Here is a 12917-nt window from a genome sequence, read left to right as displayed (position 1 = left end):
CGTACGGGGCGTACCGGACGTACCTCTTTCGGCGGATATCCTGACAGGCGTCCCGCCATGTTCCGCCACGTCCCGCCGTCTGGAGCCCGTCCCCGTGCGCATCGACCTGCACACCCACTCCACCGCCTCCGACGGATCGGACACCCCGGCCCTGCTGGTCCGCAACGCCGCCGCCGCGGGACTGGACGTCGTGGCCCTGACCGACCACGACACCGTCGGCGGCCACGCGGAGGCGGCCGCGGCGCTGCGCGACCTCGGCGCACCGCTGACCCTGGTCACCGGCGCGGAGCTGTCCTGCCGGATCGGCGGCGTCAGCATGCACATGCTGGCCTACCTCTTCGACCCCGACGAGCCCGAGCTGCGCCGGGAGCGCGAGCTGGTCCGCGACGACCGGGCGCGTCGCGCCCGCGTCATGGTCGACAAGCTGCGGGCCCTGGGCGTCCCGGTCACCTGGGAGCGGGTGGAGGAGCTGGCGGGGGACGGCGCGGTCGGCCGCCCGCACGTGGCCTCCGCCATGGTCGAGCTGGGGGTCGTGCCGGACGTCGCCTCGGCCTTCACCCCGCAGTGGCTCGCCAACGGCGGCCGGGCCTACGCCGAGAAGCACGAGCTCGACCCGTTCGAGGCCGTCCGCCTGGTCGAGCAGGCCGGCGGGGTCAGCGTCTTCGCGCACCCCGCGGCCGTCAAGCGCGGCGAGGTCGTCCCCGAGAGCGTGCTGGTCGAGCTGGCCGCGGCCGGACTGGACGGCATCGAGGTCGATCACGCGGACCACGACGCGGACACCCGCGCCCGGCTGCGCGACCTCGCCTCCGGGCTCGGCCTGCTCGCCACCGGCTCCAGCGACTACCACGGGACCCGCAAGACCGTCCTCCTGGGGGAGAACACCACGGCCCCCGAGGTCTACGAGGAGATCGTCTCCCGCGCCACCGGCGCCGTGCCCCTCACGGGCCGCTGACCCTCCCCGCCCTCCCGTCCGGCCTCCCCGCCGGGCCTCCCCACCCCTCTTCACCGATCCGCGACAGGCACCGCAGCACCACCATGAACCTCTTCGACGCGACCGTCTTCGGCTCCGTGTTCCTCACGCTCTTCGTGATCATGGACCCGCCGGGAATCACCCCGATCTTCCTCGCCCTGACCTCCGGCCGCGCCACCAAGGTGCAGCGCAGGATGGCCTGGCAGGCGGCGCTGGTCGCCTTCGGGGTGATCGCGGTCTTCGGCGTCTTCGGGCAGCAGGTCCTGGACTACCTGCACGTCTCGGTGCCCGCCCTGATGGTCGCCGGCGGGCTGCTGCTCCTGCTCGTCGCCCTGGACCTGCTCACGGGCAAGGCCGAGGAGCCGACCCAGACCAAGGACGTCAACGTCGCGCTCGTGCCGCTCGGCATGCCGCTGCTGGCCGGGCCCGGCGCCATCGTCTCGGTCATCCTGGCCGTGCAGAAGGCGGAGGGTGTGGCGCAGGAGGTGTCCGTCTGGGGGGCGATCGTCGCCGTCCACCTGGTGCTGTGGCTGGCCATGAGGTTCTCGCTGTCGGTCATCCGGGTGATCAAGGACAGCGGCGTCGTCCTGGTCACCAGGCTCTCCGGCATGCTGCTCTCGGCGATCGCGGTGCAGCAGATCGCCAACGGCGTCACCGGGTTCGTCCAGGGGACGTGAGGGACGGTCGCGCGCCCCGGCACCGAGGGTTCGGTGCCGGGGCGCGGTCGTCGTTGCGCGGCGCGTCAGTCGGCCGGGCGGATGTAGAGACGCTGGCCGGTTGCGGCGGCCAGGTCCACGATTTGTTTGACGGAGGCGGCGTCCACGACGGTGCTGTCCACGGCGTTGCCGTCCAGGTCGTCGAGGCGCATGATCTCGAAGCGCATGAAGCTTCCCCTTCGTCGGGCGTGAAGCACTCCTTGCAAGCGGAGAGCAGGTTGTGTCATCAGTACCAACGCGTGAACCCGGGAAAATCTTCCCTGTGCTAAAGAAATTTTTTCGCAGCCTAATTACCCACCGGTAGGAACCATACCCACCATGGACGACCCCATGTCGGCCGTCGCCGCACGGATCGACGAGACCAACGACCTGCTGCGCCGCGTGCTCAACGAGGTGGCGACGACCCCCTCCACCCATGCGATCTTCGTGGACGCCGGATACGTCTACGCGGCCATGGGGCAGCTCGTCGCGGGCAGCGAGGACCGCAGGACCTTCGACCTCGACGCGGAGCACCTCATCGAGGCGTTCATCGACCTCGCCCGCACGATCTTCCCCGACAGCCGCCTGCTGCGGCTGTACTGGTACGACGGCGCCCGCCAGCGCGTCCCCACCCTCGAGCAGCGGCGGATCGCCGAGCTGCCCGACGTCAAGGTGCGACTGGGCAACCTCAACGCCCACAACCAGCAGAAGGGCGTCGACTCCCTCGTCCGCTCCGACCTGGAGTCCCTCGCACGCCACCGGGCCATCAGCGACGCCGTGCTGGTCAGCGGGGACGAGGACCTGGTCAGCCCCGTCGAGGCCGCCCAGGCGTACGGGGCGCGCGTGCACCTGTGGGGCATCGAGGCCGCCTACGGCAAGAACCAGGCCGACCCGCTGCTGTGGGAGGCCGACAGCCAGCGCGTCTTCCCCCGCGACTTCTGCGAGCCCTACGTGCGTCGGCGCCCCGGCAGGGCGGACGGGGCGCCGCCGGACCCCTCCGTCCGGCCCGGCCCCGCCCCCACCCGGGAGGAGGTCCGGTTCGTCGGCGCCAGGGTTGCCGCCCAGTGGCTGGCCACCCGCGGCCGCGACGACCTCGCCCCGCTGCTCGCGGCACACCCCGTGCTCCCCGGGGCGGTCGACCAGGAGCTGCTGGTCGAGGCCGAGAGCCTGCTCCAGCACTCCCTGCGCTCCCACTCGGACCTGCGGCGCGTCCTGCGCGACGGCTTCTGGGAACACCTCCAGGGACAGTTCTGACCCCTCCGCCCCCGCCCTCCGCCCTCAGTCGTGCGGCCCCGGCCGTGCGGCCTCAGCGGTCCGCCTCCCGGGCGACCTCGTCCCAGAAACCGGCCAGGGCGCGGGCCGTCTCCGCGGGCCGCTCGACGTTCGGCGAGTGCTCGGCGCCGTCGATCACCCGCCGGCGGGCGCCGAGGCGCAGGGCCATCTCGTCCATCCACGGGACCGGCCACGCGTGGTCGAGCGCCCCCGAGACCACGTGCTTGGGCAGGTCCACCGCGGCCAGCTCGTCCACCCGGTCCGGCTCGGACACCAGATGGCGGCCGGTGGCGATCAGCTGCTCGGGCACGGTGGCCAGCCACCGGGCGCGCAGGAAGTCCGAGATCTCGGGCGGCACGTCGCGCCGCGGGCCGTTCTCGGCGTCCAGGTCGCGCATCGCCCGCCAGACCGTCTCCTGGTCGTACACGGACAGGGCCTCCAGCAGGAGCCTGGTGCGGGCCTGCTGCTCGTGGTGGATCGCTGCGGGCCCCGAGCTGAGGATTGTCAGGGAGACGAACGGGGAGGCGTCGCGCAGCACGGCCGCCCGGCCGATCAGTCCGCCGAGGGAGTGCCCCAGCAGGTGGACGGGGAAGCCGTCGCCGTCCAGGGCGCGGGCCTGAGCCACGACGTCCAGCGCCAGCTCGTGCAGGGCGTAGGCGCTCTCGTCGCGCGGGCCCCCGCTCTCGTACTGGCCGCGTCCGTCGACCGCGACGACCCGGTAGCCGGCCTCGGCCAGCGGCTGGAGCAGGGCGATGAAGTCCTCCTTGCTCCCGGTGAAGCCGGGCACCAGGAGGGCGGTGCCGCGCACCGCCGTCCCGGCCGGGGGCGAGGCGTCGTGCACGGCGAAGGAGCCGCGCGGGGTCTCCAGGCTGCGTGCCACGGCGACCTTGGGGAGTGTGAGGAACGGCGGCGTACTCATGCGCGGAAGGCTAGCCGCCGGAAGGGGCCGCCGGGCGGCACGGGACGCCCGGCGTACGGGTGGACCGGGGCCGACGCGCGGGCGGTGCGGGCCGCAGCGCGGTAGGTGCGGGCCGCAGCGGGGGAGGGGGCGGGGGCGCCGGTGCGGGGGCGGGGGAACGACGGCGGCCGGCCCTTCCCCCGGGGGAAGGGCCGGCCGCCGTGTGCCGTGCCGCGGACCGGGGTCAGCTCTCCGCCGGTGCCTCGGCCGCGGCGGAGGCGCTGCGGGTGCGGGTGCGGGTGCGGCGGCGCGCCGGGGCGGTGTCGGCCGCGGGCCCGGCGTCCGGGCCGCCGGCCTGGGCCGGGACCTCGGTGCCGGCGGTGGCCTCTGCGACGGCGGCCCGGTGGACCGAGCCGCGGGTGCGGCGCCGGCGCGGGACGCGCTTCGCCGCCTCGTCCCCGGCCCCGTCCTCGGCGGAGGGAGCCCCGCCCTCGAGCACGGCGACCGCGCCCTGCGTGTCCGCGGACTGTCCGGCCTCGGCGCCGCCCGCGCGGGTGCGGCGGCGCCGGCGGCGCGGCGCCGACTGCGACCCGTCGGCGGCGTCGCCGTCCCCGGCGGACTCCGCCGCCCCGGGACCGGTGCCGGCGGCCTCGGCCCCGGCCTCGTCGAGCGGACGGCCGTTGCGGGTGCGGCGGCGCTGGCGCGGGGTGCGGGTGCGCTTCGGCTCCTCGGCCGCCTCCGGGGCGTCGTCCTTGTCCCGGCCGCCGCGTCCGCCGCGTCCGCGCGCTCCCCGGCCGCCGGTCTCGCCGAGGTCCTCGATCTCCTCCGCGTCGAGCCCGGCCCGGGTGCGCTCGGCGCGCGGCAGGACGCCGGTGGTGCCTGCCGGGATGTTCAACAGCTCGTAGAGGTGCTCGGAGGTGGAGTAGGTCTCCTCCGGCTCGTTGAAGGGGAGGTCCAGCGCCTTGTTGATCAGCTGCCAGCGCGGGATGTCGTCCCAGTCGACCAGGGTGATCGCGGTGCCGGACTTGCCCGCGCGCCCGGTGCGGCCCACCCGGTGCAGGTAGGTCTTCTCGTCCTCGGGCGTCTGGTAGTTGATGACGTGGGTGACGTCGTCGACGTCGATGCCGCGCGCGGCCACGTCGGTGCACACCAGCACGTCGACCTTGCCGTTGCGGAAGGCGCGCAGCGCCTGCTCGCGGGCGCCCTGGCCGAGGTCGCCGTGGACGGCGCCCGCGGCGAAGCCGCGGCGGGAGAGCTGGTCGGAGACGTCGGCCGCCGTCCGCTTGGTGCGGCAGAAGATCATCGTCAGGCCGCGGCCCTCGGCCTGCAGTACCCGGGAGACCAGCTCGACCTTGTCGAGGGAGTGGGCCCGGAAGACGTGCTGGGTGATGTTGGCGACCGTGGCGCCCTCGTCGTCCGGGGCGGTGGCCCGGATGTGGGTGGGCCGGTTCATGTAGCGGCGGGCCAGCGAGATGACCTGGCCCGGCATGGTGGCCGAGAACAGCATCGTCTGGCGCTTGGCCGGCAGCAGCTCGATGATCCGCTCGACGTCGGGCAGGAAGCCCAGGTCGAGCATCTCGTCGGCCTCGTCCAGGACGAGCACGCGGACCGCGGACAGGTCCAGCTTGCGCTGGCCGGCCAGGTCGAGCAGGCGGCCGGGGGTGCCGACGACCACGTCGACGCCCTTCTTCAGGGCCTCCACCTGCGGCTCGTAGGCGCGGCCGCCGTAGATCGCCAGGACGCGGACGTTGCGCACCTTGCCGGCGGTGAGCAGGTCGTTGGTGACCTGCTGGCACAGCTCGCGGGTGGGGACGACGACCAGCGCCTGCGGCACGTCGGTGAGCTGCTCGGGCGCGGCCCGGCCGGCCTCGGCGTCGGCGCGCACGGTGACGCGCTCCAGGATCGGGAGGCCGAAGCCGAGGGTCTTGCCCGTGCCGGTCTTCGCCTGGCCGATGACGTCGCTGCCGCTCAGCGCGACGGGGAGCGTCATCTCCTGGATGGGGAAGGGGGTGGTGATGCCGACGGCCTCCAGGGCCTCGGCGGTCTCGGGGAGGATTCCCAGGTCTCGGAACGTGGACAGGATGCTTGCCTCTTCTGTGAGACGCGGCACGGTGCGGCGAGGGGGGTCGAGTCGTTCCGGCGCACCGTACGAACACGGTGCCGGGACGCCGACCGCGCCGGGATGGTCGTCCGGCGGGGAGCCGGGTGGCGCGGGACCGCTGCCCTCGCACGTGCCGCGAGCTTGTCCCTCCGGAGGGGTCCGGGAGGGCGGTCGGTTCGGAGCCGATCGGGCCACCGACCGGGCATCCGCCTATCTGCGAACGAGCCGCCGTTGCCGGCGGGCTCTTTACCACCATACCCCGGACGTGTGCATCCGTCCCCTGCCGTGTTTCCGGGGAGGGCGGGCGGCGGGCCGACCGCGGGGCCGCGGCGGGCTATTGTGCGCAGCATGGAGAGCTCTGACGAGACCGTCGAAACCGCCGGGACGAGCACCGGGGAGGCCGCCGGGTCGTCCGTCGCGGAACAGGACTGGGCGCGGGCGTCCGCGGACCCCCAGTACCGGGCCGCCGTGGTGGACCTGCTGGGGGCGCTGGCCTACGGCGAGCTGGCCGCGTTCGAGAGGCTGGCCGAGGACGCCAAGCTCGCCCCGGCCGTCGAGGACAAGGCGCAGCTGGCCGCGATGGCCTCGGCCGAGTTCCACCACTTCGAGCGGCTGCGGGACCGGCTGGCCGCGATCGACGTCGACCCCGCCTCGGCGATGGAGCCGTTCGCCGCCGCGCTGGACGGGTTCCACCGGCAGACCGCGCCCTCGGACTGGCTGGAGGGCCTGGTCAAGGCGTACGTGGGCGACGCGATCGCCGCGGACTTCTACCGCGAGGTCGCGGCCCGGCTCGACTCCGACACCCGGGCCCTGGTCCTGAAGGTGCTGGACGACACCGGGCACGGGCAGTTCGCGGTGGAGAAGGTCCGCTCGGCGATCGAGGCGGACCCGCGCTGCGGCGGCCGGCTCGCCCTGTGGGCCCGCCGGCTGATGGGCGAGGCGCTGAGCCAGGCGCAGCGCGTGGTGGCCGAGCGCGACGCGCTGTCGACGATGCTGGTGGGCGGGATCGCCGACGGCTTCGACCTGGCCGAGGTGGGCCGGATGTTCACCAGGATCACCGAGGCCCACACCAAGCGGATGGCGGCCCTGGGCCTGGCCGCCTAGGCGATCGGCGTGCGCACCTGCCGCGCCCGGACCGGCCGGGGCGGCGGGCGGCGTCCGTCCGCGCCCGGCCCGCGACGGGCGGCCGGGAACGCACCAGCAGCGAGACCAGCGCGGCGGAGACCAGCACGGCGCCGAGGAGGACCACGGGCAGGTGGCCGGGGCCGTCGAGCACCGTGCGGGTCACGTAGCCGCCGAGCACGCCCGCACAGGCCCCCGTGCCGAGCGTCAGCGGACGCCGGGGGAGCCTGCCGGGCAGGAGACGGGCGGCGGTGAGACCCACGACGAGACCCGCCGCGGCGAACACGATCGTCTCCCACACGAGCATGCGATCCCCTCCCGGAGCCTGGGACGCCCCGCACGGCTGCGGCCGCACGGGATCGGTCCCAGTCGGTACTACCCCTGTGGCCTGGCACACAACCGCCGTCGGGGGGAGAAGATCACCAGAACGGCCGAGGGCCCGGTGGAGTCACCGGGCCCTCGGCCGTTCCTGCGATGCGGGCGCAGCCCTACAGCGCGCCGAAACCGACCTTCCGGACGGCCGGCTCGCCGATCTCCACGTAGGCGAGGCGGTCGGCGGGGACCAGCACCCGGCGCCCGTGCTCGTCCGTCAGGCTGAGCAGCTCGGCGCGGCCGGCGAGCGCGTCGGACACCGCGCGCTCGACCTCCTCGGCAGACTGGGGGCTCTCGAGACTGATCTCGCGCGGCGCGTGCTGCACGCCGATCTTGACCTCCACGGCTTCGTCCCTCCGACGGTCATTCGTTGCGCGACGGGTCCGCGCTGTACACGGGCAAGGTTAACCGCGCCGGCCGGCGGCGGCGCGGACGCCGGCTTAAGCCGGTAGCGAAGACGTCACCCGGCGCTCTCGGAGCCGTGCAGGGGGAAGCCGGCGATGCCCCGCCAGGACAGCGAGGAGATCAGCCGGGCCGCCTCCTCCCGGGTCAGCTTCCCGCCGGTGGACAGCCAGTACCTGGCCGTGACCTGCGCCAGGCCGCCCAGGCCCATGGCCAGCAGCATCGACTCCTCGGGGGACAGGCCGGTGTCCTCCGCGATCACCTCGCTGATCGCCTCGGCGCAGTCCTCGCTGACCTTGTCCACGCGCTCGCGCACGGCGGGCTCGTTGGTCAGGTCGGACTCGAAGACCAGGCGGAACGCGCCGCCCGGGTCCTCGACGTAGGCGAAGTACGCCTCCATGGTCGCCGCGACCCGCTGCTTGTTGTCGGTGGTCGACCCCAGAGCCCTGCGCACCGACTGCAGGAGCGCGTCGCAGTGCTGGTCCAGCAGGGCCAGGTACAGGTCGAGCTTGCCCGGGAAGTGCTGGTAGAGCACCGGCTTGCTGACACCGGCCCGTTCGGCGATGTCGTCCATGGCCGCCGCGTGGTACCCCTGCGCGACGAAGACCTCCTGCGCAGCCCCCAGGAGCTGGTTCCGCCGGGCACTGCGCGGCAGGCGGGTTCCACGCGGGCGCACCTCGGATTCCTCGATGGCCGTCACGCCGCCTCCTGATATCTCGTCCGCTTGCGCCACCGGGTCCGGCAGCGGTCCGCACCAAAACGCTTCAGGCTGCCATCGTACTTTTGGGTAACCCGGGTGGGGCGTGCGGTGGGCAGAATCTTCACTGCACGGTCTCCGCGCGGCCCCGCGCCGTCCTCGCCGGGCGGGCCGCGACCGGTGGTCAGCGGTAGTCGTCCTCGTCGAGGTCGACCACCCGCTGCTGCTCCTGCGCGTCGGCGCTGTCGACCTCCATGCTGCGGCCGGTCAGCGGCTCGTCGCGGCGCTGCAGGAGCTCGGCGTGCTGCTCGGCGGCGTCGGCGCGCGGGGCCTCCAGGTCGAAGTCCCCGTCGTCGACGTCGTCCTCGAAGGTGTCCGGGTCGGTGTGGTCCGGGCTCAGGGGTGTCTCGGACATTCGAAGCCTCCTGGTGGAGCGGTGTCGCAGGTGGTGAGCACAGGAGAGGGTGCCCGGACCCGCCGGACGTACACGCCCCCGCCGGGCGGGAAGGGCGTGAGGGCGAACACGGGATCGAAGACGTGATCGTCTCGTAACATTGCCGCGGACGCGGCCTCCGGCCGCGCTCCCCGCCGGCCGGGCCGGCCGGACCGACCAGCGAACGAGGAGGCCGGACCATGACGCAGACCGGGACGCCGGACACCGCGGCCGCTCCGGTGGCCGCAGTACCCCCGGGGGGACCGCGGGCCGCACCGGGGGAGGAGGTGCGCACGGTGCGCCTGCCCGGCCTGACGCTCACCGTCCGCTCCAGGCCGGCACGGACCGCGGACCTGCCGCCCGCGCTGTTCGTCCACGGCCTCGGCGGGTCGTCGCAGAACTGGTCCGTGCTCATGGAACGGCTGACCGACGCGGTCGACGGACAGGCCCTGGACCTGCCGGGGTTCGGCCACTCCCCGCCGCCCGACGACGGGGACTACTCCCTGGCCGGCCACACCCGGGCCGTCGTCCGGCTCCTGGAGGCGGGCGGCCGCGGCCCCGTGCACCTGTTCGGCAACTCGCTCGGCGGCGCGGTGGCCACCCGAATCGCCGCCACCCGCCCGGACCTGGTGCGCACCCTCACCCTGATCTCCCCGGCCCTCCCCGAGATCCCGCCGCAGCGCTCGGCCCTGCCCACGGCCCTGGTCTCGGTCCCCGGAGTGGCGCAGGCGTTCGGCCGCGCCACCCGCAACTGGACGGCCGAGCGGCGCACCCGCTCGGTGCTGTCCCTGTGCTACGGGGACCCCGCCCGGGTCGACGAGGAGCTGTTCGCCGACGCGACACGCGAGTACGCACGGCGGATGGAACTCCCCTACTTCCGGGACGCCATGGTCCGCTCCACCCGCGGCCTGGTCTCGGCATACACCCTCGGCGGCCAGCACGCGCTGTGGCGGCAGGCGGAGCGCGTGCTCGCGCCCGTCCTCCTGGTGTACGGCGTCCGTGACAAGCTGGTGTCGTTCCGCATGGCCCGTCGCGCGTGTGCGACGTTCCGGGACGCCCGGCTGCTGGCGCTCCCCGAGTCCGGCCACGTGGCGATGATGGAGCACCCCGAGGCGGTGTCCCGGGAGTTCCGGCAGTTGCTGCGCACGGCGGAGCCGACGGACGAGACCTCTGGCAGGAGCTGAATCTTCGCGTGGGACGGCACAGTGCACCGGGCGCGGCCGCGCCGAGCAGCCGACGGAGGGCGTGGCGCCCCCGCCGGGACCGCAGGCACCCGGGACCGGGCGTCGGCGCCTGATTCCGCGCCCCGCAGCGCCGCCGCAACAGGCGTCGGCGTCGGCGCAGGCACCGGGACAAGCACAGGTACCGGCACCGGCGGGGGCGCCGCGGCCGGCGCCGGCACGGGCGCAGCGCAGTCAGGCGCCGGTGCGGGACGGCGGGCCGGCCGCGGAGGTGCCGCGGCAGCACCCGGGACACCCCGGTGACGGTGTCGTCCTCCCCGGGCCCGGCGCCGCCGCGGCCCCGTACGGCGGCCCCCCGCAGGCCGCCGCCCGGCGGGCCCCTGTCGGACAGGCCCCCGCCGGACGGGTCGCCGCCGGACGGGTCGCCGCCGGGCCCCGGGGGCAGGGCGGGCCCGCGGGCCGCCCCGGGCCGGGGCCGTTCGTGCCGCCCGCCCGGGGACCCCGGCGCGACTACGTCGAGGCCTTCGACGACCCCTCCCCGGACCTCTCCGGCCCCGCGGACCCGCAGCCCCCGCACTCCCCGCACGGCACGGCCGGTGAGGACGGCGCCGGGGGAGCCGGTGGCGCCGGGGGAGCGCACGGTGAGGACGGCCCGGGGGGCGGTCGCCCGGCCCGCGCGGGCAGCAGGCGCCGCACCTTCACCGGCGTCGCCGCGGCCGCGGTGACCACCGCACTGGCCATCGTCGTGGCCGGCCAGGTCACCGGGACCGGGGCGGCGCAGGGCGACTCAGTGGCGGCCGGCGGACCCGAGCGCTCCTCCGGGGAGCCGGCCTCGCGGTCCGACGGGCGCCCCACCCCGAAGAGCCCCTGGGCCGCCGGGCAGGAGAAGCCGACCTACGCCCAGTTGATGTCCCGCCCCGACGACCTGGACCCCGACCTCGCCCTGTCCGGCGGCTTCGAGACGGTGCCCGGCTCCGACGGGGCGCCGGGCGAGGGCCCGGTGAAGCGCTACCGGGTGGACGTGGAGAAGGGGCTCCCGCTGGACGGCGCGCTGTTCGCCGAGGCGGTGCACAGGACCCTGAACGACGACCGCAGCTGGGCCCACGACGGCGCCCTCGCCTTCGAACGCGTCTCGTCGGGGAAGGTGAACTTCGTGATCACCCTGGCCAGCCCGGGGACGACCGCGGACTGGTGCGCCAGGTCCGGCCTGGACACCACCGTCGACAACGTCTCGTGCGACTCGGCGTCCACCGAGCGCATCATGATCAACGCCTACCGCTGGGCCCGCGGCGCGGAGACCTACGGCCCCGACGCGATGTTCTCCTACCGTCAGATGCTCATCAACCACGAGGTCGGCCACCGGCTCGGCCACGGCCACGAGTACTGCTCCGAGGACGGGGCCCTCGCGCCGGTGATGATGCAGCAGACCAAGTTCCTCGCCACCGACGGGGCGACCTGCAGACCCAACGCCTGGCCCCACCCGGAGTCCTGACGGCGCGGTGGGAACGGAGCGCCCGGCCGGTACCGCCACCCCCGTGCCGCCCCGTTCCCCGCCGCACCCGGCCCCCGGCCTGCCCGGCCTCCCCGCACCGGACCGGCCGCCGCCGGCCGCCGCCGCCGGCCGCGGCCCCCGGTGACGCGGATCACGGTGGGGCGTGCCCCGGGCCCGTGCGGGGCAGACGCGCTCCCGGCGCACCGGTCCGCGACGGCGGACCTGCGACGGAAGGGGTTTCAGTGCGGCGACGGACATTCCTTGCCATCGGAGGGGCCGGGGTCGGGGCGGCGGCGCTCGGGGGCGCCTGGGCGGCCACGGACACCGCCCCGCGGGGCCCCGGCGGAGGGGACGCCCCCCAGGGCGGCGGCCCCGGCGCGGGCCGCACACCGGGAGAGGTTCCCGACGTGCCCGCGGGGCGGGTCGAGACCCACCGGGTGGCCTCCCGGGCGAGGTCGGCCGTCCCGCGGCTGATCACGATGGTGCCGCACGGCATCGGGGCGCAGCAGGCCCGGGAACTGCCGGTCTGCGTCGTGCTCCACCCCCGCGACTCCTCGGCGCGCGGCATGGTCGGGCTGGGCATGCCGCAGTTCCTCACCGCGGCCGTGCGCTCCGGCGTCCCGCCGTTCGCCCTGGCGGCGGTCGACGGCGGCCAGGACTCGTACTGGCACGCCATCGGCCGCAACGACCCGCAGGAGATGCTGCTGGAGGAACTGCCCGGCTGGCTCGGGGAGGCGGGGCTGGGCCTGCCCGACGACGGCGTCCCCCGGGCCGCCCTGGGCATCTCCATGGGCGGCTACGGCTCCCTGGTGTACGCCCGGCGCCGCAGGACCCTCGACGCGGTGGCGGTGCTCAGCCCGGCCCTGTTCCGCTCCTGGGAGGCCGCCCGCACGTACGGGCCGTTCCCCGACCGGAGGGACTGGGAGGGGACGGAGCCGCTGCGGCACGTGGACGACCTCGGGATCGACGCCGCGGGCCTGGGCGTGTGGTGCGGCCGGCAGGACCCGTTCCACCGGGCGGCGCGCGAGTTCGCGGCCCGGTCGGGCGCGGCGGTGGGCGGGTTCACCGACGGCGCCCACGACCCCGGGTACTGGCGGGCCGTCATGCCGCACGCCCTTGAGTTCGTCGGCCGCCGCCTCGCCGGGGACCAATAGCTCCGCGGAACGTGCTCCGGGGGTGAAAGTTACGGGCTTTCACCCCTTCCGGTGGCGCGGCGGACAACCGTCCGCCGCGCCCCCCGCCTCCGGGCCTACCGTCTTCCACACCACGTCACGCCGCACCG

13 protein-coding genes are annotated in these 12917 nt (G+C 75.2%); 7 read left to right on the top strand and 6 right to left on the bottom strand.

Annotation, left to right across the window (positions count from 1 at the left end; all coding sequences use genetic code 11):
- Positions 1 to 94 precede the first annotated feature (94 nt).
- Complete coding sequence (locus GQS52_RS08850) at positions 95 to 952, top strand: PHP domain-containing protein (RefSeq protein ID WP_182312869.1); 858 nt, start codon at positions 95 to 97, stop codon at positions 950 to 952.
- A gap of 83 nt (positions 953 to 1035) precedes the next feature.
- Complete coding sequence (locus GQS52_RS08845; protein ID WP_182312868.1) at positions 1036 to 1647, top strand: MarC family protein; 612 nt, start codon at positions 1036 to 1038, stop codon at positions 1645 to 1647.
- 65 nt (positions 1648 to 1712) lie between these two features.
- On the opposite strand, the gene GQS52_RS08840 is transcribed toward GQS52_RS08845, so the two are convergent.
- Positions 1713 to 1853 carry a hypothetical protein gene (locus tag GQS52_RS08840; RefSeq protein ID WP_182312867.1) on the bottom strand — a complete coding sequence of 47 codons (141 nt, stop codon included), beginning with the start codon at positions 1851 to 1853 and terminating at the stop codon, positions 1713 to 1715.
- 151 nt (positions 1854 to 2004) lie between these two features.
- Between GQS52_RS08840 and GQS52_RS08835 the strand changes: the two genes are divergently transcribed.
- A complete protein-coding gene (locus tag GQS52_RS08835; RefSeq protein ID WP_182312866.1) occupies positions 2005 to 2919 on the top strand; it encodes an NYN domain-containing protein in 915 nt (304 codons plus the stop codon).
- A 52-nt stretch (positions 2920 to 2971) separates the two neighbouring features.
- Here the strand turns inward: GQS52_RS08835 and GQS52_RS08830 are convergent, their stop codons facing one another.
- Positions 2972 to 3856: an alpha/beta fold hydrolase gene (locus tag GQS52_RS08830; protein WP_182312865.1), complete on the bottom strand. Its 885-nt coding sequence runs from the start codon at positions 3854 to 3856 to the stop codon at positions 2972 to 2974.
- Between the two features lie 223 nt (positions 3857 to 4079).
- The gene (locus GQS52_RS28215; protein ID WP_275946458.1) at positions 4080 to 5945 is read right to left on the bottom strand and encodes a DEAD/DEAH box helicase; all 1866 of its coding nucleotides are present in this window, start codon (positions 5943 to 5945) and stop codon (positions 4080 to 4082) included.
- A gap of 339 nt (positions 5946 to 6284) precedes the next feature.
- Between GQS52_RS28215 and GQS52_RS08820 the strand changes: the two genes are divergently transcribed.
- Positions 6285 to 7040, top strand: coding sequence for a ferritin-like fold-containing protein (locus GQS52_RS08820; RefSeq protein WP_182312864.1), 756 nt, complete (start codon positions 6285 to 6287; stop codon positions 7038 to 7040).
- Positions 7041 to 7546: 506 nt separating this feature from the next.
- On the opposite strand, the gene GQS52_RS08815 is transcribed toward GQS52_RS08820, so the two are convergent.
- The 3 genes from GQS52_RS08815 to GQS52_RS08805 all read right to left on the bottom strand — a co-directional run bounded on the left by GQS52_RS08815 (position 7547) and on the right by GQS52_RS08805 (position 8944).
- Entirely contained in the window at positions 7547 to 7774 is a 228-nt protein-coding gene (locus GQS52_RS08815) for a DUF3107 domain-containing protein (protein WP_182312863.1), read from the bottom strand.
- Positions 7775 to 7890: 116 nt separating this feature from the next.
- A complete protein-coding gene (locus tag GQS52_RS08810) occupies positions 7891 to 8532 on the bottom strand; it encodes a TetR/AcrR family transcriptional regulator (protein ID WP_182312862.1) in 642 nt (213 codons plus the stop codon).
- Positions 8533 to 8713: 181 nt separating this feature from the next.
- A complete protein-coding gene (locus tag GQS52_RS08805; protein WP_330166906.1) occupies positions 8714 to 8944 on the bottom strand; it encodes a hypothetical protein in 231 nt (76 codons plus the stop codon).
- A gap of 218 nt (positions 8945 to 9162) precedes the next feature.
- On the opposite strand from GQS52_RS08805, the gene GQS52_RS08800 reads away from it, so the two are divergent.
- From GQS52_RS08800 to GQS52_RS08790, 3 genes are all read left to right on the top strand, one after another.
- Positions 9163 to 10146, top strand: a complete 984-nt coding sequence (locus GQS52_RS08800) for an alpha/beta hydrolase (protein ID WP_182312861.1) — start codon at positions 9163 to 9165, stop codon at positions 10144 to 10146.
- A 478-nt stretch (positions 10147 to 10624) separates the two neighbouring features.
- Positions 10625 to 11635: a DUF3152 domain-containing protein gene (locus GQS52_RS08795; protein ID WP_346268231.1), complete on the top strand. Its 1011-nt coding sequence runs from the start codon at positions 10625 to 10627 to the stop codon at positions 11633 to 11635.
- Between the two features lie 407 nt (positions 11636 to 12042).
- Positions 12043 to 12789, top strand: coding sequence for an alpha/beta hydrolase-fold protein (locus GQS52_RS08790; protein ID WP_182312860.1), 747 nt, complete (start codon positions 12043 to 12045; stop codon positions 12787 to 12789).
- Positions 12790 to 12917: the final 128 nt, after the last annotated feature.

It is taken from the genome of Streptomyces sp. SCUT-3, assembly GCF_014083985.1.
Lineage (GTDB): Bacteria > Actinomycetota > Actinomycetes > Streptomycetales > Streptomycetaceae > Streptomyces_H > Streptomyces_H thermolineatus.
This window is presented reverse-complemented; position numbering and strand designations above follow the sequence as displayed.

What these genes read in the sequence shown, in the direction of transcription:
- GQS52_RS08845 (WP_182312868.1), top strand. Translation starts at nt 1,036, where the DNA reads ATGAACCTCTTCGACGCGACCGTCTTCGGCTCCGTGTTCCTCACGCTC.
- GQS52_RS08840 (WP_182312867.1), bottom strand. Translation starts at nt 1,853, where the DNA reads ATGCGCTTCGAGATCATGCGCCTCGACGACCTGGACGGCAACGCCGTG.
- GQS52_RS08835 (WP_182312866.1), top strand. Translation starts at nt 2,005, where the DNA reads ATGGACGACCCCATGTCGGCCGTCGCCGCACGGATCGACGAGACCAAC.
- GQS52_RS08830 (WP_182312865.1), bottom strand. Translation starts at nt 3,856, where the DNA reads ATGAGTACGCCGCCGTTCCTCACACTCCCCAAGGTCGCCGTGGCACGC.
- GQS52_RS08820 (WP_182312864.1), top strand. Translation starts at nt 6,285, where the DNA reads ATGGAGAGCTCTGACGAGACCGTCGAAACCGCCGGGACGAGCACCGGG.
- GQS52_RS08805 (WP_330166906.1), bottom strand. Translation starts at nt 8,944, where the DNA reads ATGTCCGAGACACCCCTGAGCCCGGACCACACCGACCCGGACACCTTC.
- GQS52_RS08800 (WP_182312861.1), top strand. Translation starts at nt 9,163, where the DNA reads ATGACGCAGACCGGGACGCCGGACACCGCGGCCGCTCCGGTGGCCGCA.